The sequence below is a fragment of the Sphingomonas lycopersici genome (assembly GCF_026130605.1).
Taxonomy (GTDB): domain Bacteria; phylum Pseudomonadota; class Alphaproteobacteria; order Sphingomonadales; family Sphingomonadaceae; genus Sphingomonas; species Sphingomonas lycopersici.
In genome coordinates, this window is sequence record NZ_JANFAU010000005.1 from 23,505 (window position 1) to 46,585 (window position 23,081).

Below are 23,081 nucleotides of genomic sequence, written 5' to 3' on the forward strand. Positions count from 1 at the left end.
TCTTCGAACGGTGAATCGCTCCCCTGGTCAGGAGGCGTTGCTCGCGGTGCTGCGGCGCCATTTGCGCGGCGCCGGGTGGAGCGTACGGCGCATCGCCGAGGCGCTGGCGGCGAGCGAGCCGACGATCAAGCGCTGGCTCGCCGGGCGCGGGCTGACGCTCGGTCGGCTGGAGGCGCTGGCAGGCTTGTGCGACGTGTCGCTCGCCGATCTGGTCCGCGAGAGCGAGGCGCCCCCGCCGCACCTCGCCAACGAGCTGACGCTCGCGCAGGAAAAGGCGTTGAGCGAGGATATCCTGCTCTCCTTCCTGTTCATCGCGATCCTGAGCGGGGAGAATTGGCAGGAACTGGCGCAGGATCTCGCGATCCCCGCGGCGACGATGGAGGCGATGCTCGGCCGGCTCTACAAACTGGCGTTGATCGATCGGCTGCCCGGCGGCCGTGCGCGCACGCGGATCAATCCGCATATCGTATGGCGCAAGCTGCCGATGCGGCGTCAGTTCGAATTGCAGATGAAGCGCCAGTTCCTCGAAATGGATTTCAGCGCGGACGACGCGGTTTACGGCTCGACGGTGATCAAGCTGTCGGAGGCCGGCGCGGCGCAAATGGCGGAGATGATCGAGCGCCACCGCCGCGAGCTTTCGGCGCTCGCGGTGGCGGATCGCGCCGAAAGCCACTTGCCGCGGGGCTGGCACGCGGTGCTGAGCGCGGCGCGGCCGCTCGATCTGACGCAGCTGCGGGAAATGTCGCAGGGTTAAAATCGAGCGGCGGCCCAAGCCCGCTTGTGTCCCCGCGAAGGCGGGGACCCAGTCTGGGCTCCCGCCTTCGCGGGAGCACAAGCGAGGCTAACGCGCCAACGTCTGCCCGGTCTCGCCATTCTTATCGAGCAGCCCGGTCAGCCGGACCAGCGCATAATGCGGCCCGGCCTTGTCGACCGTCACCCAGGCGAGATGATCCATCTTGCCCGGCCCTTCCTGATGCGAGATCGCGCCGACCGTCCCCATCTGGAAATAGTCGCGGCCGTTGCGCAGCTCATGGCTGTAATAATGATTGTGCCCCGCGATCACGGTATATTTCCGGTTCGCCAGCATCGCCTCGATCTTGTCGAACGCGGCGGACTTGAGCGTCCACGCCGGCTTGTGCATCAGCACGAAGGTCCAGCGCACGTTGCGATGCGCGGCGAGCGTGCGACGCACGAAATCGACCTGCGCGTCGCTGAACCGCGCGCCATTGATCCCGGCGGTTTCCAGCGCGCGCGATTTGTTGACCTGCGCGAGCTGCGCATTGATCGCCTTTTCCGTCCCGACCGGATCGGCGGCGAGCGCCTTGAGCACCCCGCGGAACTGCTTCGACATTTCCGGCGACATCGGCATCGGCGGGTCTTCGGTGTCGAGGCACAGGAACAGCACGTTCTTGTATTCGAACGCATAATAAGGGCTGCCGTGCCGCTCGCGCCACACCTGCAACTCGGCATCGGTGCCCAGATCGTGATTGCCGGGGACGTAGAAGAACGGCACGCCCAATTTGGCGACCGCCCCTTTGATATGATCCCATTCGGCGCCGATCTCTCCCTTGTCGTCGGTATAGCCTTCGATCAGATCGCCCGCGTTGATGACGAATTCGGGGCGCATCCAGCCGATCTGGTTCATCGCCTGCTCGAACACCCCGGGCCGCGCGAGCCCGGTGCGGTCGCCGATCACCGCGAAACGCAATGTCTCGGCATCGGCGACCGGCGCGGCGCTCCACGGCGCCGCCTTGCCGATCGCCGCCCCCGCCACCGGCCGGAAGGTGTCGCCCGGCAGAGCGGCGCCGACCAGCGCAGTGCAACACAAAAGACCGAAAGCAAACACGCGTTTCATGACGATCAGAACTTCACGGTCACGTCGGCGCCGAAGGTGCGGCCGACGAGGAATTCGGCGGTCTGGTTGATCACCTGCGGGCCGAAGACGAATACGTCATTCTTGTCGAGCAGGTTCTTGACCCACAAGGACGCGCCGAGCTTCACCCCGCCCATCGGCAGGTTGACGAGGCCGAAGCGCCCGTCGACGATCCAATAAGGCCTGGTGACCGCGAGCGCGTCGAGCGCGGGCACCCCGGTCGGCAGCGCGCCGGGATAGGCCTTGGACTGCCAACGGCCGTCCATGCGGAAATACATATTCCCGCCACCGCCGAATTCGGGGAAGTCATATTGTCCCGAGAGGCGCACGTTCCACTTGGGGATATAATTGGCGCGGACGATATCGGTGATGTCGCCGAGTTCGGACACATATTTCAGATATTTGAAGTCCGTATAGCCGGCGGTTCCGCTCAGCGTGAGCCGCTCGACCGGGATCGCATCGATTTCCGCCTCGACGCCCCAGATGCGCGCCTTGCCGGCATTTTCGAACCGCTGGACGCCGTTCTGGAAGGTCTGGATCTGGAGATCCTTATAGTTGACGTAGAAACCGGCAAAGTTCGCGCGCAACCGGCGATTGAACAATTCCGACTTCAGCCCGAGCTCGTAAGACGTCACGGTTTCGGGATTGTACGGAATCGCGCTCAGAATGCCGCCAGCGACATAGCCGGTCGCGATCTTGGCATAAGCCGTGATGTCACCGGTCGGCCGATAGGTCAGGATGCCGGTATAATTGAACTTCTCATAGCTCTTCTTATAGGTCCCCGGCGGCAGGATCCCGCCGCCACCCACGCCGGGGGACCCGGTGCGGATCAGGATCGTCTCGCGATTGTCCGCGGTGAAGCGGCCGCCGAGCGTGATGTCGAGCTTGGGGGTGACATGATAGGTGCCCTGCGCATAAGCCGCCATCGAGCTGTTGACCGCGATCGATTCGGTCACGCCGCTGCCGAAGATCGAATCGAACGGCGTGGGAATGACCACTCCACTGGCGACCGGCTGGAAGATGCCGAGAATATCGGTCGCCGGCGAGCGCTCGTGGAAGTAGAACAGGCCCGCGGTCAAGTCGATCGCCTTGGTGGTGACGACGAACTGCAGTTCCTCGCTGAACTGCTTCTGCCGCGTCTTGCGCGACGTCAGCAGCGAGAACATGCTGTCGTTCGGTCCGGGCGCGACCGCCGGGTTGAAGACGCCGGGGACATTGCCCTGGAGCAACGCCGCCAATTGCCCCGCGGTGAAACGGATCCCGCCGGTGCCGGCGAGATCGAAGATATTCGGCTGCTGATCGAAGCTGCGGAAGCCGGTGATGCTCTTGACTTCGAGATTGTCGTTGGCGTGGAGCGTGACGGTGACGTTATGGCCCTGCACGTTGAGATCTTCGGGGCTGGTGGCGTTGGCCACCGGATCGAGCCGCGTCGTGCTGAGGTTGGTGATGCCGCCGAACAGCGGCTGGAACGCCAGGATCCCCCCCGCCAGCGGCGCGGTCGGCCCCGCCGGCGTGCCGAGCAACTGCACCGCGCTGCCCATCGTCTTGCTCTGGGTATAGTCGAACTTGTAATCGACGGTCAGGTTATCGGTCGCCTGCAGTCGCGCCGCGACCTGAAAGGCGTTGACGTTCTTCGCGCCGAAGCGATCGCCATAAGTCAGCGTGCCGAAACTCGGGTCGCGCAGGCTGAGATTGATCGAACGCCCGCCGATCAGATTCTTCATATAGCCGTTATTCTGATCGTGAAGGTAGGTAACCTTGACGCTAAGCGGGCCAAGCGCGGGGAGATTGACTGTCACCCGCGTGCGGAAGGCGTCGTAATTGCCATAGGAGGCATAAGCATTGACGCCGAACTCGCCGGTCGGCGCCGCGGTGACGAGGCTGATCGCGCCGCCCGTCGCGTTGCGCCCGAACAGCGTACCCTGCGGCCCACGCAACACCTCGACCCGCTCGATATCGGCGAGATCGAAGATCGCGCCGACCGAGCGACCAATATAGACGCCGTCAAGATAGATACCAACCTTGGGGTCTACAGAGTTGTTGGATACACCCGAGCTGATGCCACGAATAGAGATGGTCGGAATCGACTGCAAACCCTGACTCAGGATCTGCAGGTTCGGCGCAAGTCCGGTCAGGTCCGATACGTCGGTGACGCGAAAATTGCCCAACGTATCCTGGTTGAGCGCGGTAACCGCGACCGGCACGTTCTGCAAATTCTCCGCGCGGCGCTGCGCGGTGACGACGATATCGCTCAGCCCGCCCCCTGTGCTCGCCGCCGCGGGCGCGGCCTGGGCGGCATCGGTGGCCTGTGCGAACGCTTGCGATGAACTCAGCGCGCCGACCGCCGTGAACGAAAACAGCGCGGTGCGAAGTGACTTTTTCAGCATCATCCCTCCCCGAAACTGGTCGCGCCGATCCCCCGACAAAGCGTGGCCGACGTCGAATTACGCATGTGGAAAACCACGCCTCTTGATCGGGCGCTTGATTCTTTCGGATCGAATTCCCCGCGAGACTGCGTACTTCGTAACCGAAAATCAATACGCAAATTGAGGTTTGTTATGATATTTTGCGCGCAAACGCGTTATACGCCGGGCTGATCGTCGGGCACATGCACGACAAGACCGTCGAGTTCTTCGGTAATATGGATCTGGCAACTTAGCCGGCTCGTCGGCCTGACTTCGATCCTGTCGCCCAGCGCCTCGAGCATCGCCGCTTCGTCTTCGCCCGGCCCGCCGACCCGCGCCGCCCAGGCATCGTCGACATAGACGTGGCAGGTGCCGCACTGGCGCACGCCGCCGCACAAGGCGTCGATCCCGTCGACGAGATTGCCGACCGCGAGGTGCATCACCGCCATGCCCTCGAAATTGGTGCAGGTCCGCGCGCTGCCGTCGGGCTGGACGTAAGTGACCCGCGCCATCAGGCACCACCCTTGGCATGGGCGGGGCAACCGGCCGCGGCGGCAAGCGCGGCGATATCGGCGGGCGCGGCCTCCTCCAGTTTGCGGCGGCGATAACGCACCCGACACGGCTGCGCCGGCCAATAGGTGCCTGCCCCCGCGATCGGCCGCGGCTCGTCGATCAATTGCATATCGTAACGCTGGAGCAGCACCGCGAGCAGCACCTTCATCTCCATCCGCGCGAAATTGACTCCGGCGCAGCGGTGCATCCCGCCGCCGAAGCCGATCAGGCTGTTGCTCTCCACCTTCGCATCGGCGCGCTCGGTATCGAACCGCTCGGGGCGATACTCATCGGGAGCGGTGAACACCTCGCTCATCCGGTGGCTGACCGAGGGTGCGAGCAGCACCCAGTCGCCCTTATGCACTTGATAACCCTCGCGCTCGAAATCGGCAGCGGCCTTGCGGATCATCGTGAAGGCGACCGGGTGGAGCCGCTCGGTCTCGCGTAATGCGAGATCCATCTTCTGCATCGCGATCGCCTGATCCCAGCTCATATCCGCGCCGGAGGTCGAGCCGAGGACCTGTTGCAATTCACCCTGGAGCGTCTCGCGATAACCCGGGTTCTGCAGGATATCGATCAACGCCCAGCTCACCTGCCCGGTGGTCGTCTCATGCCCGGCCCAGACGAGCAGCAGGATCATATGGATGATCAACTCGTCGGGGATCGGGGTGCCGTCCGGATAGGTCGCCGCGACGATATCCTGGAAGAAATCGGCCGGCTCGACCGGGTTGCGGCGGCGCTCGGCGATCCAGTCGGTGAGGATGCGGTGGAGCTTGCGCTTCGCCGCCTGGCTCTTGCGCATCTTGCGCGTCGGCACCCACAAGGGCAGCACGAATTCCATCCCGCCCGAAAAATCGCGGAACAGATCGAAGAATTCGTGGCCCAGCTTCTGCTTGAAATCGCGCCCCATGAAGCTGTGCGCGGCGATATCCATCACCACCGGCCCCAGCGTCTGCACCAGATCGAATTCGCCGCTGTCGCCGAGGCTATAGGCCAGCGCCATCGACTCCTCGGCCATCACCGGCACATATTGCTTCATGGCCGACGCCTTGAAGCGCGGCATGATCACCGCGCGCTGACGGAGATATTCTTCCATCTCCGCGAAGGAGTAGAAGTTCGGCGAGAACATCTTGTGGAAGAACGGCATCGACTCGCGGATCGACAGAAGTTTGTCGGTTTCCTGGAAGACGAAGCGGTTATTGTCCGGCCCGAGCAGCACGACCATCCGCCGCCCGCCCATGCGAAAGCTGAAGATCGGCCCGCGCTTGTTATAGCCATCGCGCAGCAACTTTACCGGGTCGCGGAAGAAATCCGTCAGATGCCCCAACAGGGGTAAGCCACCGTCCAGCGTCGGTGGTTCAGCCGGTGCTTCAAGGGCGAGCGCCGCCATCGCATCATCTCCTCTTGTCGCCGGTTCGTGCCGGCTTTGGACAAGAGTATCGTCAGACGCGCCCGATCAACGCGAGCGCGGGTTACGAAGTAGCGTATTTCAATACTCGGGAGCCTGACTTTCAAGACTATCAGCTATATCGCGGGCAAGCAGTTCGAGCGGCACCGGGGTCGAGGCGATCAACATCCCGACATTGGTCTTGAGCGCCGGGGGCAGCGCCGCATCCTGCGCGACGAGATCGCGCACCTCGCGGAAAAGATTGGCGATGCGCCGCGACAACAGGGCGCGCGACGCCTCGGAAAGCTCGCCGATCTCGAATTCCCATACCGAGCCGGGCGAGGAGAAATCGCGCGCGAGGAATTCCTCTTTCACGCGCTGGTCGAAGAAGCGGCGGATCGGGCCGCCGGGGCGCCATTTGATGTTGCGCGCGGTCATCAGCCGCACTGCATTGCCGGGGAGGAGCTGGATCAGCCCCATCCGTTCGAGCTTGACCAATGCGGGGATCAGCATCGCCTGCCCGACGCCATAATGGTTCTCGATCCGCGCCACCGTCCAGCCGCCGAGCAGCAGGTGAAAACAGAACAGCAGCATCGGATCGTCGACCAATGCCTGTTCGAGCGCATCGTTGAGCGTGTCGCGCGCGGCAGGCCGCCCCTCCTCCGCCATCCGCGCGAGATCGAGGAAGCTGATCCCGATCAGCTCGCACAATTGCTCGACGCGATCGATCGTGAAGCTGCGTTGCGCGAAGATCCGCTTGGTGCTGGCGTGGCTCAGCCCGAGCGCGGCGGCGACATCGGCATAGGTCATGCCGCGATCCTTGAGCGCGCGTTTCACCGCCTCGACGAGATAGACCGACTGGCCGTGGAGCCGCTCCGTCTTCACTTGCCCTGCCCTCCCCCGGTCGACGCTCGTTGTGCGGACTCTTAGGCCGGATCGGCAGCGGGCGGAAACCCCTTGTGCTCCCGCAAAGGCGGGAGCCTAAACCTGCAACATCGCGACCAGCCGCGCCTTCATCGGCTGCACCCAATCGCGCTTCAACGTCGCGCTGAGCAGTCCGGCTTCATCGAGCTCGTCGCACAGCCGCATCTGGTGCGCGATATCGAACAGATCCATTTGGTAGCTGAACTTGCCCCCGCCGCCGTAGGTGATCAGCGAAACCCCGTGGGTTTCGTAAAAACTCCCGTCGGCGCGGCGGCCGGGGCCGCGGTTGACCCAATGGCTGATGATCCGGTCGCCCTCGATCGCCCAGTCGAGGATCGGGAAGCTCCATCCCTCCCAGCCCGAGCCGACGTCCATATCGCGCCCGTAATGCGTGCGGCGGATTTCCTCGCGCCCGTTCGCCACCACCGGCATCGCGCCGCCATAGGGGCAAATGTAGACGCAATCCTCGTGGTAGAATTCGTCTGCCAGCCACGACCATTGATTGCGCCGCTCGGCCTCGACGAACGCGTCCTTGAGGCCGCTGATCGCCGCCGCCACTTCCTCGCGCGGATAGCTCATGCTCAAATCTCCGGGCGCTGGGCTTTTTCGGCGAGATAACGCGCCGGGAAGTCGGGCAGCGGATCGAGCTTCGCCACCTTCTCGAACAGCCGACGATAGGCCGAGCGGCTGATCCGCCATTCGCCGTCGATGCGGCGGTATTCGTCCCGATAGAGGCACGCGCCGCTGGTCTCGATCCCGGTGCGCAGGTCGACCGCCCAGTCGGTCAGCGTCCAGCGCCCCTCGGCACTCTCCCCGCTGTCGTGGACCGTGATTTCGGGCTGGTGGACGGTGTGCACGCCGACGAAATCCTCGTGGAACGCGGCGGTGAGCAGCGGCACGACCTCGGCGCTACCCTCGGCGTGGAAATGATAGGTCGCGCCGACATAATCGACCACCACGTCCGGCGCGAGCACGCTCGTCAGCCCCGCGGCATCCGCCGTGTCGAGGAAGCGACAGTAACGGTGTTTGAGCTGCTTGATCAGCTCGATATCTTCCAGCCTGAGCGCCACGGCGATCCTTCTCCCACTCGATTTCGGTCGAGCTTAACCGCGGCGATGATCCGCGATCTCCTCAGAATTGACTAGGCGCGCTTCTTCGCGGGGCAATAGCCTGAGCGCGAAAAACGATAATCGAGAGGCGAAGGATGACCGATCCGGCAAACGTCGCGCTGTTCGAGCGCATGCTGGTGGCGCTGGGCACCAAGGATTTCGATACGTTCGAGGCGTGCCTCGCCGACGATATCCTGCTCGAATGGCCCTATCCGGTGATGGACGGTTTTCCGACCGAGCAATGCGGCGCGCGCTGGCTGCGCGATGCGCTGGAGGAGAGCCTGCGCGATTTCACCCCCTATGCCTATCGCATCGCGGCGATCCACGACATGGCCGACCCCGGCAAATTGATCGCCGAATATAGCTCGCACAGCGAATATCTGCCGACCGGCGCGCCTTATTCGAACAACTACATCAGCCTGTTCGAGTTCGCCGACGGGCGCATCACGCGCTGGCGCGAATATGTGAACCCGCAGGTCGTCGAGCGCGCGCTGGGCACGAGCGCGACGTGGCAGGCGGTGAAGGACGGCGCGATCGGCTGACCGACGCGCAACGGAGAGGAACAAGAATGTCGCGGCATTTCCGCCACCTGCTTTCGCCCGGCCGGATCGGCGCGATGGAATTGCGCAACCGCATCTTCATGACGCCGATGGGCTCCAACCTCGCCGATGAGGACGGGATCACCGGCGAGCGGTTGCGTGCTTATTATGTCGAGCGCGCCAAGGGGGGCGCGGCGCTGATCACGATGGGATCGGTGTCGATCGGCTATCCCGACGGATCGGGCAATTGGCGCAACGAGGCGATCTCCGACGAGCGCCATATCCCCGGGGTCCGCGCGCTCGCCGATACGCTCCACGCGCATGGCGCGAAGCTGGCGATCCAGCTCCAGCATGCCGGGCTGGTGGCGATGAACGACATGCTCGCCGGGCGGCCGTTATGGACCCCCTCGATCCCGCTGGTCGGCAAGGACAGCGGCGACATGATGGAGGGGTTCCTCGAGGACGAATATCGCATCTTCACCGCGCCGATGGCGGCGATGGACGAGATCCGTTTTCAGGTGATGACCGCCGACGACATCAAGGCGCTGATCGCGATGTTCGCGCGCGCGGCGGAGCGCGCGGTGCGCGCCGGGGTCGATGCGATCGAGCTTCACGCCGGGCATGGTTATCTGATCTCGTCGTTTCTTTCGCCACTCTCCAACCGGCGCGACGACGACTATGGCGGCCCGATCGAAAACCGCGCGCGGCTCTTGTGCGAGATCATCCGCGCGGTGAAGGCCACGGTCGGCCGCGATGTGCCGGTCTGGCCGCGGCTCGACAGCCAGCATTTCCTGATCGACGGCGGGATCACGGTCGAGGATGCCGCGGCGACCGCGCGGCTTGCCGAGGCGGCCGGCGCCGATGCGATCCACGTCTCGGCGGACGGTCATCCGGGGCGCGGGGCGACTTATTCGACCGGGCATGCCACCGATATCCCCAACAATTTCGTCGCCGCCGCGGCGCGGATCAAGGCCGGGCTCGGCATCCCCGTGATCTGCCCCGGGCGGATCGAGCCCGAGGATGCCGATCGCTTCATCGCGGCGGGCAAGCTCGATTTCGTGACGATGGGGCGCAAATTGCTCGCCGATCCGCATCTGCCGCGCAAGCTCGCCGAAGGGCAGCGCGAGGCGGTGCGGCCGTGCATCTATTGCTACACCTGCATCAGCCAGATCTTCTTCAGCCGCCCGGTGAAATGTGCGGTCAATCCCGAAACCGGGTTCGAGCTGGAGCGCACCCTGCCGCGCACCGCCGCGCCCAAGCATGTGGCGGTGATCGGCGGCGGGCCGGCGGGGATGGAAAGCGCGCGACGGCTCGCGCGGCGTGGTCACCGCATAACGCTGATCGAGGCGACGGGGCGGCTCGGCGGCACCGCGCAATTCGCCTCGATCGCCTACAAGCCCAACCAGGGGATCGTCGACTGGCTCAAGCGCGAGCTTCGCGCCGAAGGGGTCGAGGTGCGGCTGGGCACGCCCGCCACCCCGGAATTGCTGCGCAACATGGGAGTCGAGGAAGTGGTGGTCGCGACCGGCGCGCGACGCGCGATGCCCGCGATCCCCGGCGCCGATCGCGCCAATGTCTATAGCGGCGACGATATGCGCAAGCTGATGCTCGGGCAGGATCTCGGCGCGATCGCCGACAAGACCGGCTGGGCAACCCGCGCGGCGATGAAGGCGGGCGCGATGACCGGGCTCACCAAACGCCCTGGCTTCATCCGCACCGCGAGCGAATATTGGATGCCGTTCGACGACACGGTCGCGATCGTCGGCGGCGAACTGGTCGGGCTGGAGCTGGCGGAATTCCTCGCCAAGCGCGGGCGCAAGGTGATTGTGCTCGACGAGGGCGCGAAGTTCGGCGCGGGGCTTCAGGTGGTACGGCGCTGGCGGGTACTCGACGAACTCAAGGAGCTGGGCGTCACCCTGCTCCCCGAGGCGAGCGACATCGCGATCGGCGACAAGACGGTGAGCTATCGCAACACGCTCGGCCAGACGCGCACGATCCACGCCGACGAGGTGATCGTCGCCAAGGGCGCGACCGGCGACACCACGCTCGCCGAACAACTGCGCGCCGCGGGCTTCAGCGTCCACACCGCCGGGGATTGCACCGGGGTCGGCTATATCGAGGGCGCGATGCACGATGCCGCGCAACTGGCGGAGACGATCTGATGCAGGGCAGGATCGCATTGGTCACCGGCGCCGCATCGGGGATCGGCCGCGCCACCGCGAAACTGCTCGGGGTACGCGGCGCGCGAGTGGTGATCGCCGACGTCAATGCCGAGGCGCTTGGCAAGGTTCGCAAGGACATCGACCGCGTCACCCGAGCAGGATGCATCGCGATCCCGTTCGACGCGGGCGATGCAGCTTCCTGCCGTCAGCTCGTCGCCGAGACGATCGCGGCGACCGGGCGGCTCGATGTGCTGTGCAACATCGCCGGGATCATGGACTGGGGACCGCTCGACACGTTCGACGACGCGCGCTGGGAACGGATGCTGCGCATCAACCTTTCCGGCGTGTTCCACATGTGCCGCGCGGCGATGCCGCACCTCGTCGAGAGCAAGGGAACGATCGTCAACATGAGCTCGGCCGCGGGGCTGGTCGGCATCCCCTATACCACCGCTTATTGCGCTGCGAAGGCGGGGGTGAACGCGCTGACCAAATCGCTGGCGGTGGAGTTCGCCGCTGCTGGAGTGCGGGTCAATGCCATCTGCCCGACGGGGGTCAAGACCGCGATGCACGGCAGCGTCGCGCTCCCCGACGGGGTCGATATGGCGCTGGTGATGCGCAACGCGCCCAAGCTCGGCGATCTGTGCGAGCCGGAGGATATCGCCGAAGCGGTCGCCTTCCTCGCCTCCGACGCGGCGCGCAAGATCACCGGCATCGCCTTGCCGGTCGACGCCGGCCAGACCGCGGGGTGAGGATATGAACGGGTTCGACTTCACCGGGCGCAGGGTGCTGGTGACCGGGGCGACGAGCGGGATCGGCGCGGCGATCGCGCAGGCGTTTCTCGAAGGCGGTGCCGCGGTGACGATTACCGGCACCCGCGCCGCCGCGCGCGATTATGCCGCCGCGCTGCCCGGCGCGGATTATCGCCGCTTCCAGCTCGGCGACCACGCCAGCACCGATGCGCTCGCCGCGTCGTTCGACCGGCTCGATATCCTGATCAACAACGCCGGCGCGACGAGCGCGCCCGAGGATTTCGACGCCGCAATCGATGTCAATCTCAAGGGCGTGCACCGCCTGACCACCGCGCTCGCGCCGTTGCTCGAGCGCAGCGACATGCCGGGCGGCGGCGCGGTCGTATCGATCGTGTCGATGATGGCGATCTTCGGCAATTCGATCTTCCCCGGATACAGCGCCGCCAAGGCCGGGCTTTTGCTGCTGACCCGCTCGCTCGCGCAAGGCTGGGGGCCGCGCGGGATCCGGGTCAACGCGGTCGCGCCCGGCCCGGTGCGCACCGCGATGACCGCGCGCTTCGCCGACGACCCGATCTACGGCCCCGGCACCGCGCAACGCATGGCGCTCGGCCGCTGGGGCGACCCTGCGGATATCGCCGGCCCGGTGCTGTTCCTCGCTAGCCCCGCCGCGGCGTTCGTCACCGGCGAATGCCTGGTGGCAAGCGGCGGCTATATGATCGCGGAGGCATGAGTGGCTGACCGCGCGCGCTTGTGCTCCCGCGAGGGCGGGAGCCCAGACTGGATCCCGACCACTCCGGCGAAGGCCGGGGTGGTCATCAAATCGAGCCCGGCCTGACGGTGGTGGGTAAAGCCAGCCTCGCTTTTCAAGCGCAATGCCGCGTGACGCTCGCGCTCGCGGCCCCTGCCCTCGTCGCGCTGATCCCGATGGCGGTCGCCTCGGCGCTGCCCGCGATGGCACGCGATCTCGCGCCGGGGCGCGACGGCGCGTTCTTCGCGCAGATGATCATGACGATGCCGGCGATCATGCTGATCCTCGGCGCGCCCGCGGCGAGCATCGCGTGCGAGCGGATCGGCATCCGCACCACCTTCGCCGCCGCCGCCGCGCTGTTCACCGTCGCCGGATCGGCCGGGCTGTTGCTTTCCGGCTTCACCGCGCTCGCTGCGACGCGGTTGCTGCTCGGCCTCTCGGGCGGCGCGTTGCAGACCTGCACGCTCGCGCTGGTCGGGCGCTGGTACGCGCCGGGCGGGCGCGAGCGCGTGCTCGGCAATATCGTCAGCGTCTCGTCGGCGGCGGCGATCGGCGGGCTGGTGCTCGGCGGGCGGCTGGTCGACCTGTTCGGATGGCGCGGTGCCTTCTCGCTCTATCTGCTCGGCGTGCCGGTGCTCATCCTCGTCCTGCTGGCGGTCGAGCGCGGCGTCGCCGGGGAGCGCCCGCCGCGTGGCGGCAGCCTCGCCGCGCTCAAGCCGCTGATGCTCTATTATGCGCTGATCCTCGCCTTCACGCTGGCGATGTTCATGCCGGGAATCCAGGGGCCGTTCCTCGTCGCCGCCAAGGGGATCGAGGGCGCCGCGACCGCCGGGCTGATCGTCGCCGCCTGTCCGCTCGGCGCGACGCTCTCTTCGGCGATGTTCGCTGCCTTGCGCGCGCGGGTCGACGCGCTGCCGCTGCTCGCCGCGACCGCGCTGCTGATGGGCGCCGGGTGCCTGATCGCCGCCGCCGCGGGCGGCGCACCGGCGTTGCTGATCGGCTTCGCAGTGATCGGCGTCGGCGCGGGGCTGGTCGAGCCCAATATCGGATCGACGATCCTCGGCCGCACCCCGCATGCGCTCCACGCCCGCGCCTCGAGCATCATGATCAGCGCGATGTTCATCGGCCAGTTCCTCAACCCGCTCGCCGCCGATCCGCTGCGCACGGCATTGGGCGCGAACGGCGCGTTCATCGGCGTCGGCGTCGCGACCTCGGCGCTGGGCCTGCTCGTCGCGGCGCTCGCCGCCTTCCGTCGGAGCGCCGCGCCTTGTTAGCCCTCGCGAAACCGCTAAGCTTCGTGGCGACGATGCCGGCAGAACAGGCCACGACGAGCGAATTGCTCACGCTGATCACCGCGCTCTACGGATCGCTGGTCGAGGACGAGCCGTGGCGCGCCTTCCTCTCCAGGCTGCGCCAGTACATGCACGCCAAACATGCGACGCTGATCATCACCCGCTCGCCGGCGACCCCGCCGAGCCTGATGATCACCCCGACCGCCGACCCGTCGCATATCGAGGCGTATCGCGATCACCTCTTCCGCATCGATCCGTTCGTCAATCTGCCCGAGGGCGAAGTGGTGTCGCTCCACGATTTCCTCGGCGATTTCACCGAATCCGAATTCAACCGCGACTATCTGCAATTCGAGGATGCGGCGCATATCCTGGGGGTCGATCTCCACGGCAGCGGCGGATTCGAGACGCGGCTGCGCATCACCCGCGCGCGCGGCGACAGGGCCTTCACCGCCGGGGACCGGCAGCGCTGCGCCGCGATCGTCCCGCATCTGCGGCAGGCGATCGAGATCTTCCAGCGGCTCGAAGCGTCGCGCTCCGAACATGCGGTTTATTCGGGGGCGATCGAGCAATTCGCGGTCGGTACGATCATTCTCGATCGCCAGTATAACGTCATCCGCCACAATTCGATCGCCGACGGGATATTGAAGGAGACGGACGGGATCGCGCTATCGGGCACGCGGATCGTGCTCGCCACCCCCGGTCAGGATGCCGCCTTCCGCGCCTTCCTCAAGAAAGTGCCGGGCGAGGAAGGCGATGCGCAAGGGCATATCTTCCGCGTCCAGCGCCCGTCGGGAAAGCGCGATCTCGGCGTGGTCGCGCGCCCGGTGGCGACCCCCGATTTCCTCCACGCCGGCAGCGCGCCCGCGATCGCCTTGTTCCTCGGCGATCCCGAGCGGCAGTTCGACGTGACCAGCGACGCGTTGCGCGAATTATTCGAGCTGACGCGCACCGAATCGCGCATCGCGGCGTGCCTCGCCAACGGGCTGACGGTGCAGGACAGCGCCGATCGGCTGGGGATCGCGATCAACACCGCGCGCGCGCATCTCCGCGCGATCTACGCCAAGACCGGGGTGTGCCGGCAGTCGCAGCTCGTTCATCTGATCCACACCAGCATGCCCGAGCTGGCGGGGCATCAGCGCGGCGCGGCGTAAGCCACATCACCCCGCCTCAAGATCGGGGTGATAATGGGAGAGCTAAACGCCCATCTCCTCCAAACGGACTAAGCGCCGCGCGCCGCGCGCCCTATGCTTGCGGCAAACATGCGACCGGGCCGATCCGGCGCGACGGAGAGGTGCGCCATGACCGGTCCCCCGCAATCGCTTCCGCCGCCCGGTGCGTGGCGGATGGCGGCGCTCGCCTTTCTGACGCAGAACAGCGCGACCGGCCTCACCTTCGGGTCGTTCGGCGCGATCGTGCTGGCGATCGAGGCGCAGTTCCGCACCACGCGCACCCTCGCCTCGCTCGGGGTTTCGCTCGCGGTGGTCAGCTTGTCGCTGCTCGCGCCGTTCCTCGGCACGGTGCTGGTGCGCCGTGTGCCGATCCGTCGCGTGATGATCGCGGGGATCGTGCTCGGTGCGGGGGGTTATGCGTCGCTCGCGCTGGTCGACGATATCCGCGCGGCGCTCGCCATCTATCTGCTGATCATCGGCCCCAGCCTCGTCATGTTCGGGGCCTTGCCGTCGAACACCTTGGTGTCGAGCTGGTTCGGCGACCGGCCGGGGCGCGCGCTCGGGCTGGTCAACATGCCATTGTTCATCACCCTCGTCCCGCTCGCCAGCACAGCGATCCTCGCGGCGCACGGGCTGAGCGCGGTCTTCGCCTGCGTCGCGGTCGCGCATCTCGCGGTGCTGCCCTTCGCCTTTGCGGTGCGCGACGGCCCTTATGCCGGCGCAAGCGCGGGCAAAGACCTCGGTGCGGGATCGGGCGCGATCCTCGTACGCGGCGAATTCTGGCTGCTCGCGATCGCCGGCGGCATCATCGTCGGCGCGGGGATCATGAAGATCAGCCATCTCGTCGCGATCGTCACCGGCCAGGGCCATAGCGCCGAAACCGCGACCCTGCTGCTCGCGATCTCGGGCGGCGCGGGGATGCTCGGCTCGCCGCTGTTTGGCTGGCTCGCCGACCGGATCGGCGGGGTCGGCGCGCTGATCGCCAACGCGTTGCTGCAATCCGCCACCTTCTTCATCCTGCTCGCGCCCGTCGGGGTGCCGGCGCTGGTGATCGATGCGGTGCTGATCGGCGCGTGCGGCGCGGGGGTGTCGGCAACGCAAGGGGTGATCTTCAGCCATTTGTTCGGCCCGGCCAATTTCGCGCGCGTCTTCGGGTTGATGAGCATCGCTACCTTGCCCTTCCTGTTCGGAATGACCCCGCTCGCAGGGCTGCTCTACGACCGGTCGGGTAGCTATGCCCTGCCGGTCGCGGTGACGATCGGGCTGTTGTTCGTCGCCGCGCTGGTGCTGCTGCCGCTGCTCGCCGCCGAGCGCCGCACGCGCCGGTCGGCCGCCTTCGCCCGGCGCACGACCGCCGCATTCTCCAAGGAGTGACCTATGCAGGCCGACGACTGGTTCGCGATCCAGAATCTGCTGTTCCAATATCCCTATGCGCTCGATCGCGGCGATTTCGACGCGGTCGGGCAATTGTTCGCCGAGGCGCGGGTGTATAGCGGCGGCACGTTGCTCGCCGATCGCGACGCGGCGGCCTATGCGCGGGCATTCCGCGACTGGGTGATCGTCTATCCCGACGGCACCCCTCGCACGCGCCACATGCTCGCCAATGTGATGATCATGCCCGCGGGGGAAGATCGAGCGATCGTCAGTTCCTATGTCATGGTGTTCCAGCAGGTGCCGGACGGGCCGCTGCGCGCAGTGATCGGCGGCGATTATCGCGACACGGTGGAGAAGCGCGACGGCCGCTGGCGGTTCGTCGAGCGGCATATGGCGAACGACCTGATCGGCGACCTCACCGCCCACGGCCGCGCGCTCGACGTGATCCGGCCGAGCCGGGCCAACTGACGACATCACTCCCCCCTTCACCAGGGAGGGGAGAAGAAGGGGCGATTTTCCCGCCGCCCTAGTCAATTTTGACGTAGTGGCGCGCGCCCACCTCGCTGAAGCTCACCCCAACGCAAAAGCCCGAACAATCGGGCAGGTTGGGGAGAGGAACGATGCGGTTTTCGCGCGCGATGTTGCTTGGCTATTCGGCCGCCGCGGCGCTGTGCCCGGCGCTGGCCCGGGCGCAGGAACAGGCACCCCCGCCCACCGATCAGACGAGCCGCGCGCCTACCGGGCTGGGCGATGTCGTCGTCACCGCGCGGCGTACCGAGGAAAGGCTGCAGGACGTTCCCGCCGCGGTCACCGGCTATAACGAGGCGCAGATCGCCGCGCTCGACATCAAGAGCTTCGCCGATATCGGCAAGACCGTCCCCAATCTCGACGTCCAGCGACAGTTCGGCTCGGCCAGTGCGCCGCAATTCTATCTGCGCGGCATCTCCACCGGTTCGCTCAAGTTCGAGAGCGATGCGGGGATCGGGCTCTATATCGACGGCGTCTATCTCGGCCGCCCCGCCGGCACCGCGTTCGATCTTGCCGATATCGAGCGCGTCGAGGTATTGCGCGGCCCGCAGGGCACCTTGTTCGGCCGCAATTCGACCGGCGGCGCGATCAATTACATCACCGCCGCGCCGACCGGGACGTTCGGCATCAGGGCCGAGGCGACGGTCGGCAATTTCGATCGTTACGGCGGCAAGATCACGGTCAACCTGCCCGCGCTCGGTCCGCTCTCGGTCCGCGTCAGCTACCTCCACGATCAGCATGACGGCTATGTCCGTAACCTGACCCCGGGGCGCAGCTACAATTTCGCCGCGCCATTCGGCACGATCCGCTCGGCCGACAGCTTCGGCGCGGAGAATACCGATGCGGTCGGCGTCGCGGCGCGGCTCGATCTCGGGCGCTTCGTCGCCGATTACAAATTCGATTATACCGATAAGGTCAGCACCCAGCTCGGCCAGCAATTGCTCGGCTTCGATCCGAGCTTCGCCGCCACCGCCGGCGCGATCTATCGCGGCGCAAGCGTCGTCATCCCGCCCTCGACCAGGCGGCAGGATGCGTTGCCGCTCGATTTCACCACCCCGTCGCGGCTGCGCATCCAGGGCCACAGCCTGACGCTGCGCTACGATGTGACCGACGATATCTCGATCAAGAGCATCACCGCCTATCGCAAGCTCGACGAGTTCGTCGGCGGCAACGATATCGACGGCGCGGCTTTGGTCGATCCGTTCACCGGCACGGGGCGGCCGTTCACCGTGATCAGCAGCGTCGAGGATCGCCACCAGAACCAATGGAGCGAGGAAGTGCAATTGCTCGGCAAGACCGGGCGGTTCGACTGGATCCTCGGTGGCTTCTGGTTCCGCGAGGTGGGGCGCGACGACAATCCGGTGTTTCTCGGCGATCTGTTTCCGACCGACGGCACGATCGTCCCCAGCCAGGGGCCCGGCACCGGGACGACGACCAGCCTGTTCGGGGTGCCGAGCGACTATCTCGCGGGATCGAACGTCGCGGTACGCAACAAGTCGATCGCGGGGTACGGCCACCTCGCCTACAAGACCGATCATATCGAGCTGGCGGGCGGGTTCCGCTACACCAAGGACGATCGGCTGGAGAGGATCATCGCCGGCGGGCTGCGGCCCTTCGCAATCCCCGCCGCCACCTTCGCCGCGTCGAGCGATCATTGGGATTTCGACGCGACCGCGACCTGGATCTTCAACCCCAATATGCGCGCCTATGCGCGGTTCGCGACCGGCTATCTTTCCGGCGGGGTGGTCGGCGGGATCCCGTTCAAGCCCGAGACGATGAACAGCTACGAAATCGGCTTCAAGGGCGACCTGATCGGGCGGACCTTGCGAATCAACGCGGCGCTGTTCCACGCCGATCGGCGCAACGTGCAGACGCTGGCGTTCACCGCCGCGGCGGGGACCTATATCATCTCCGCCCCCACGGCGCGCGAAAATGGCTTCGAGCTCGAGCTGACCGCGCTCCCCACCGCGGGGCTGACCTTCAACGCCTCGTTCGGCTATCTCGACAACAAATTGTCGCCCGATCCGGTCAACGGCCCGGTCAATTCGCTCGCACCGCGGTTCACCACCAGCGTCGGCGGCCAATATGATTTCGTGCATCTCTCCAACGGCAGCTATGCCTCGCTCCGCATCGACGGCTTCTTCCGCGACAAGAGGCTGAGCGATCCTTTGCCCAACAGCGCGACCGGCAATCTGACGACGTTACCCTCGCGGTTCGACATCAACGCGCGGCTGTCGGTGTTCGACCTGCCGGTCGCGGGGACCAAGGTGAAGGTCAGCGCCTGGGTGCAGAATCTCACCGACAACAAGGCGCTGGAATTCGCGCGCAATCTGTCGACCACGGTGATCGGCGTCTATCAGGTGCCGCGCACCTTCGGGCTGACTGCGGGGTTCGCGTTCTGAATCGTGTCCCCGCGAAGGCGGGGACACATATGCCTGGGTTTATTTCCCCCGGAAGTGCGGGATGACCTTTTCGCCGATGTTGCGGATCGTCTCCATGATCACGGCGTGCGGCACGCCGCCCATCTGAAACAGGAACAGGATCTCGTCGGCGCCTGAGTCGAACAACCGCTGGACATAGCGGATGCAATCCTCCGGCGTGCCATAGGCATCCTGCGCGACGGTGTAATTGCTCGTCACCTCGTCGCCGACCGGGATTTTCTCTTCCGAGAGATAGGCGACCACCGCCTCCTTCTCCTGCTGGAGGATCGCGGCCTGCTGATCGCCGGTCAGCTCCTCGTCGATCGTCGGCTTCGGCCCGCCCTGATACCAATGCGCGATCGCCTCGGCGAAGAAACGCTGGCCGCGCAACCCGATCCGCCGCGCCTTCTCGCGATCGTCGAGCACCACCGAGGCGCATAAGGCCGCGAGATGCTCGGTCGGGCGGAAGCCGACCTGATCCCTTGCCGCGCGGGTGCGGAATGCCTCGCGGTAGATCGCATTCTTCTTGGCGATCTCATCGGGTCCGGAGAAGCCCAGCACCAAAGCGCCGATGCCGCGCGAACCGGCGGCGACGAGCGTCGCCTCGCGGGTGCAGGCCATATAGATCGGCGGGTGCGGGTTCTGGAACGGCTTGGGGTGGATCGGGCGGCGCGGGATCTTGATGTAGGTGCCTTCGTGCTCGATCTCGTCCTGCACCATGATCTTGGGGATCAGATACATCGACTCGTCGATCATCGGCTGAAGGTCATTCAGGTCGTAACCGAACGTCCCGGCCTCCTGCTGCGTGCCGCCCTTGCCCATGCCGAAATGGACGCGGCCGTTGGACAGGATATCGAGCGTCGCGATGCGCTCGGCGACCTTGACCGGGTGGTTCATCGCGGGCGGCAGGCAGACGACGCCGTGACCGATCCCGAGCCGCGTGGTCCTGCCGGCGAGGAAGGCGAGGAAGGTCTCGGGCGCCGACATATGCGCATATTGGGTCAGCGCGGTATGCTCGACCGCCCACACGTTATCGAAGCCCATTTCCTCGGCGAGCAACGACTGCTCGATGATTTCATGGAACGTCCGCGCCTCGTTCTCGCGCGACGTGTCCACCATCTGGGCTTCGTAAATGATCGAGAATTTCATAGCGTTTCTCACATGAACTACCCCGCCGACCGTAATCGGCACCCCCACCCCCGCCTCATCAATTTGGACCAATTCGTCATCGCCCCATCTGGTCCATTTGGAGCAGGCGCCGCCGCCCGCGCGCGGCTAGGCTCGCGCCACTTAGGAGAGGATCGCGAAAGATGGGCATGTTCGAAGGCAAGGCAGTGCTGGTGACGGGTGCGGCGTCGGGGATCGGCGCCGCCGCGGCGCAACGTTTCGCCGAGGAAGGCGCGGCGGTGGTCGTCGCCGACATGAACCGCGATGGCGCGGAAGCCGTCGCCGAGCTGATCCGCAAGACCGGCGCGCGCGCGCATGCCGTCGCCGCAGACGTGGCCAAGGCCGACGACAATCAGGCGATGGTCAAGGCCGCGATCGACCGGTTCGGCGCGCTCGACGCCGCCTATCTCAACGCCGGCGCTTATGTGCAGACGCCGTTCGAGGAAGAAACCGAAGCCAATTTCGAGCGGATGTTCGCGATCAACCTCAAGGGCGCGTTCCTCGGGCTGAAGGCGGTGCTCCCGGCGCTGTCGAAGAATGGCGCGGCGGTGGTCACCGCGTCCACCTCCGGCGTGATCGGGCTCAGCGTCGCCGCCGCCTATAGCTCGGCCAAACATGGCGTGATCGGGCTGGTACGCTCCTCGTCGCAGGCATTCGCGGCGCGCGGCACGCGCGTCAACGGCATCTGCCCCGGCCCGGTGGCGACCGCGATTCTCGGGATCGAGGGCGTGCCCTCGATTGCCCCGGCCGATACGCTCGAAGCGACGCCCTATGCCGGGATGCTCACCCCGCAGCATATCGCCGAACTGGCGCTGTTCCTCGCCAGCCCGCGCTCGGGGGGGATCAACGGCCAATATATGATCGCCGACGCAGGGTTCCTCGCCAGCTATCCGCCGATGCCCGCGGCGTGAGGTTCACGTCATTCCCGCGCAGGCGGGAATCCATTCTGGCTGGCGGAACGGCTCTTTCGACGACCTGCGAGAATGGATTCCCGCCTGCGCGGGAATGACGGATTGGAAGTCGCTCAATGCGTCTCGACGCGGATGCGGGTCAGACGGGTTTCGGCGATCAGCCAGCGACCGTCCTGGCGGACATAAGGTTCGTGATAATGGCCGAAACCGTGGAGCGTCCCGAACGGCAACGCGCAAGCAGGGCCGGCCCAAATATAATCGTCCATCGCCCAGATGCCCTCAGCGGTGTCGCTGCCGGTGAGCGTGATTTCGGGATTATGCCCGTGATGCGCCGACCGCGCCCCCGCCAGCGCCCCCGACACCGACGCGACGAAGCTGTCCGCCCCGCGGATCAGCAACGCCTCGTCGCGCGGGGACACGGAATCGCGGAAATCGGTCACGGCATCGTCGGTGAACAGGGTGCGCAGCAGCGCCCAGTCCTGCGTATCGATCGCGCGGAAATAGCGCGCCTTGAGCGCGCGTATTTCCTCATAGGCATCGCCGCCCACCGCTCAGGCCGCGAGGAATTTGGCGCGATAATCGGCAAACGGACGCTCGACCTCGGCCTTGTTCAGCCCGAAATCCTCGAGGCTGTATTTATGCGGCGCGCGATCCTCGCGCTTGTTGTGCTCGACCCATTGTTCCATCCCGCCGCGCACCTCGGGGGTAACATCGACCCCCGCGGCTTCCAGCACCCGCGCGCCCTGCCCGATCGGATCGGACAGGAGGTCGGCATAACGCACGTCGACGAAATTGCGCCCGCCGGTCTCCCGCCGCACCCGCATGAATCCGTCGAGCAATTCGGCCAGCCGCGGCACCCAGAAACGCGCGACACTTTCGCGATCGATCGTCTCGGAGACCATCTGATAGAGGCTATATTCCATGCTGCAGTAAGACGGCACGGTCGCCACCGGATCGCGATGCGTCATCACGATTTTGGCCTCGGGAAACACCTCGATCACCGCATCGAGCGCCATCAGATGCCCCGGGGTCTTGAGCACCCAGCGCGCGCCCTTGCGCGACGGATCCTGCCACTGGAGCGACTGGAGAATCTGCTTGAGATCGCGATAGCATTGCGTGCGATCGGTTTCCGGCGCGGTCAGCCAGTGCGCGAAGCCGGGGACGTGATAGGTGCCCTCGATCATCGTGCTCGAATAAAGCTGGCCGAGCACGATCAGTTCCTCGTCGGGTTGGTCGAGGCTCATCGGGTGGATCGACATCAGATCGGGGATATTGGCGACCATATAGTCGAGCAGCCCCTGCGCCGCCGCGCGCCGCTGCGCGGGATTGCCGCGCTCCTCGCCGGGGAAAGGCGAATAATTCTGCGCCTCGAACCAGCGCACCCCGGTCATCCCCGGGGCGGCGGCGAGCATGCGGTGGAGCATCGTGCTGCCGGTGCGCGGCAACCCGACCACCACCGCGGCAACCTCGACCTTCTCGTCGAGGATTTCGGGATGCTGCTTGAGCAGCTCGACATGCCGCAGCCGGTTGACCAGCCCGTTGACGATCATCCCCTTCGCCACCGCGACCCCCGCGGGGCTGAGCTGCGCATCATTGTTCAGCGACGGGATCAGCGCATCGATATTGGCGAAAAACCAAGTGTTGCCGAAATCACCCAACCCGGTCTGCGCTCGCGCCTCGGCGACCAGCGCCTCACGATCCGGAACACGCTCTTGACCCACGCCGTCTCTCCTTCGCATATCGATGTCATTCCTGCGCTTGATTCACAGGAT

Annotated in this window: 21 protein-coding genes; 11 read left to right on the forward strand and 10 right to left on the reverse strand. The window is 65.9% G+C overall.

The features are described from left to right. The first annotated feature begins 10 nt into the window (after nucleotides 1-10). Entirely contained in the window at nucleotides 11-754 is a 744-nt protein-coding gene (locus NED98_RS11690; protein ID WP_265313126.1) for a helix-turn-helix domain-containing protein, read from the forward strand. 87 nt (nucleotides 755-841) lie between these two features. Here the strand turns inward: NED98_RS11690 and NED98_RS11695 are convergent, their stop codons facing one another. The 7 genes from NED98_RS11695 to NED98_RS11725 all read right to left on the reverse strand — a co-directional run bounded on the left by NED98_RS11695 (nucleotide 842) and on the right by NED98_RS11725 (nucleotide 8,211). Continuing rightward, nucleotides 842-1,855, reverse strand: coding sequence for a metallophosphoesterase family protein (locus tag NED98_RS11695; protein ID WP_265313127.1), 1,014 nt, complete (start codon nucleotides 1,853-1,855; stop codon nucleotides 842-844). 5 nt (nucleotides 1,856-1,860) lie between these two features. Next, a complete protein-coding gene (locus tag NED98_RS11700; protein ID WP_265313128.1) occupies nucleotides 1,861-4,260 on the reverse strand; it encodes a TonB-dependent receptor in 2,400 nt (799 codons plus the stop codon). Nucleotides 4,261-4,454: 194 nt separating this feature from the next. Beyond that, nucleotides 4,455-4,790, reverse strand: coding sequence for a 2Fe-2S iron-sulfur cluster-binding protein (locus tag NED98_RS11705; RefSeq protein ID WP_265313129.1), 336 nt, complete (start codon nucleotides 4,788-4,790; stop codon nucleotides 4,455-4,457). Next, the gene (locus tag NED98_RS11710) at nucleotides 4,790-6,220 is read right to left on the reverse strand and encodes a cytochrome P450 (RefSeq protein ID WP_265313130.1); all 1,431 of its coding nucleotides are present in this window, start codon (nucleotides 6,218-6,220) and stop codon (nucleotides 4,790-4,792) included. Before NED98_RS11710 ends, NED98_RS11705 begins: the two co-directional genes overlap by 1 nt. Nucleotides 6,221-6,319: 99 nt before the next feature. Continuing rightward, nucleotides 6,320-7,102, reverse strand: a complete 783-nt coding sequence (locus NED98_RS11715; protein WP_265268648.1) for a helix-turn-helix domain-containing protein — start codon at nucleotides 7,100-7,102, stop codon at nucleotides 6,320-6,322. 96 nt (nucleotides 7,103-7,198) lie between these two features. Beyond that, nucleotides 7,199-7,720, reverse strand: coding sequence for a nuclear transport factor 2 family protein (locus NED98_RS11720; RefSeq protein WP_265313131.1), 522 nt, complete (start codon nucleotides 7,718-7,720; stop codon nucleotides 7,199-7,201). Nucleotides 7,721-7,722: 2 nt separating this feature from the next. Continuing rightward, nucleotides 7,723-8,211 (reverse strand): nuclear transport factor 2 family protein, encoded by a 489-nt coding sequence (locus tag NED98_RS11725; protein WP_265313132.1) that lies wholly within the window; start codon nucleotides 8,209-8,211, stop codon nucleotides 7,723-7,725. 134 nt (nucleotides 8,212-8,345) lie between these two features. Between NED98_RS11725 and NED98_RS11730 the strand changes: the two genes are divergently transcribed. From NED98_RS11730 to NED98_RS11770, 9 genes are all read left to right on the forward strand, one after another. Continuing rightward, entirely contained in the window at nucleotides 8,346-8,792 is a 447-nt protein-coding gene (locus tag NED98_RS11730; protein ID WP_265313133.1) for a nuclear transport factor 2 family protein, read from the forward strand. Between the two features lie 26 nt (nucleotides 8,793-8,818). Next, nucleotides 8,819-10,951 carry an oxidoreductase gene (locus tag NED98_RS11735; protein WP_265313134.1) on the forward strand — a complete coding sequence of 711 codons (2,133 nt, stop codon included), beginning with the start codon at nucleotides 8,819-8,821 and terminating at the stop codon, nucleotides 10,949-10,951. After that, complete coding sequence (locus tag NED98_RS11740) at nucleotides 10,951-11,700, forward strand: SDR family NAD(P)-dependent oxidoreductase (protein WP_265268644.1); 750 nt, start codon at nucleotides 10,951-10,953, stop codon at nucleotides 11,698-11,700. Before NED98_RS11735 ends, NED98_RS11740 begins: the two co-directional genes overlap by 1 nt. 4 nt (nucleotides 11,701-11,704) lie before the next feature. Continuing rightward, nucleotides 11,705-12,430, forward strand: a complete 726-nt coding sequence (locus NED98_RS11745; RefSeq protein WP_265313135.1) for an SDR family NAD(P)-dependent oxidoreductase — start codon at nucleotides 11,705-11,707, stop codon at nucleotides 12,428-12,430. Between the two features lie 149 nt (nucleotides 12,431-12,579). Then, nucleotides 12,580-13,722 carry an MFS transporter gene (locus tag NED98_RS11750; RefSeq protein ID WP_265313136.1) on the forward strand — a complete coding sequence of 381 codons (1,143 nt, stop codon included), beginning with the start codon at nucleotides 12,580-12,582 and terminating at the stop codon, nucleotides 13,720-13,722. A 32-nt stretch (nucleotides 13,723-13,754) separates the two neighbouring features. Continuing rightward, nucleotides 13,755-14,891: a helix-turn-helix transcriptional regulator gene (locus tag NED98_RS11755; RefSeq protein ID WP_265313137.1), complete on the forward strand. Its 1,137-nt coding sequence runs from the start codon at nucleotides 13,755-13,757 to the stop codon at nucleotides 14,889-14,891. Between the two features lie 147 nt (nucleotides 14,892-15,038). After that, the gene (locus NED98_RS11760) at nucleotides 15,039-16,283 is read left to right on the forward strand and encodes an MFS transporter (protein WP_265313138.1); all 1,245 of its coding nucleotides are present in this window, start codon (nucleotides 15,039-15,041) and stop codon (nucleotides 16,281-16,283) included. A 3-nt stretch (nucleotides 16,284-16,286) separates the two neighbouring features. After that, nucleotides 16,287-16,751 carry a nuclear transport factor 2 family protein gene (locus NED98_RS11765; protein WP_265313139.1) on the forward strand — a complete coding sequence of 155 codons (465 nt, stop codon included), beginning with the start codon at nucleotides 16,287-16,289 and terminating at the stop codon, nucleotides 16,749-16,751. 152 nt (nucleotides 16,752-16,903) lie between these two features. Beyond that, on the forward strand, nucleotides 16,904-19,213 hold the full coding sequence (locus NED98_RS11770) for a TonB-dependent receptor (protein ID WP_265313140.1): 2,310 nt from the start codon (nucleotides 16,904-16,906) through the stop codon (nucleotides 19,211-19,213). A 39-nt stretch (nucleotides 19,214-19,252) separates the two neighbouring features. Here NED98_RS11770 and NED98_RS11775 read toward each other — a convergent pair whose 3' ends face one another. Beyond that, nucleotides 19,253-20,380: an LLM class flavin-dependent oxidoreductase gene (locus NED98_RS11775; RefSeq protein WP_265313141.1), complete on the reverse strand. Its 1,128-nt coding sequence runs from the start codon at nucleotides 20,378-20,380 to the stop codon at nucleotides 19,253-19,255. A 161-nt stretch (nucleotides 20,381-20,541) separates the two neighbouring features. Between NED98_RS11775 and NED98_RS11780 the strand changes: the two genes are divergently transcribed. After that, nucleotides 20,542-21,309: an SDR family NAD(P)-dependent oxidoreductase gene (locus tag NED98_RS11780; RefSeq protein WP_265313142.1), complete on the forward strand. Its 768-nt coding sequence runs from the start codon at nucleotides 20,542-20,544 to the stop codon at nucleotides 21,307-21,309. A 113-nt stretch (nucleotides 21,310-21,422) separates the two neighbouring features. On the opposite strand, the gene NED98_RS11785 is transcribed toward NED98_RS11780, so the two are convergent. Continuing rightward, nucleotides 21,423-21,857 (reverse strand): nuclear transport factor 2 family protein, encoded by a 435-nt coding sequence (locus NED98_RS11785; protein WP_265313143.1) that lies wholly within the window; start codon nucleotides 21,855-21,857, stop codon nucleotides 21,423-21,425. A 3-nt stretch (nucleotides 21,858-21,860) separates the two neighbouring features. Further along, entirely contained in the window at nucleotides 21,861-23,030 is a 1,170-nt protein-coding gene (locus NED98_RS11790; RefSeq protein ID WP_265313144.1) for a sulfotransferase family protein, read from the reverse strand. Nucleotides 23,031-23,081 lie beyond the last annotated feature (51 nt).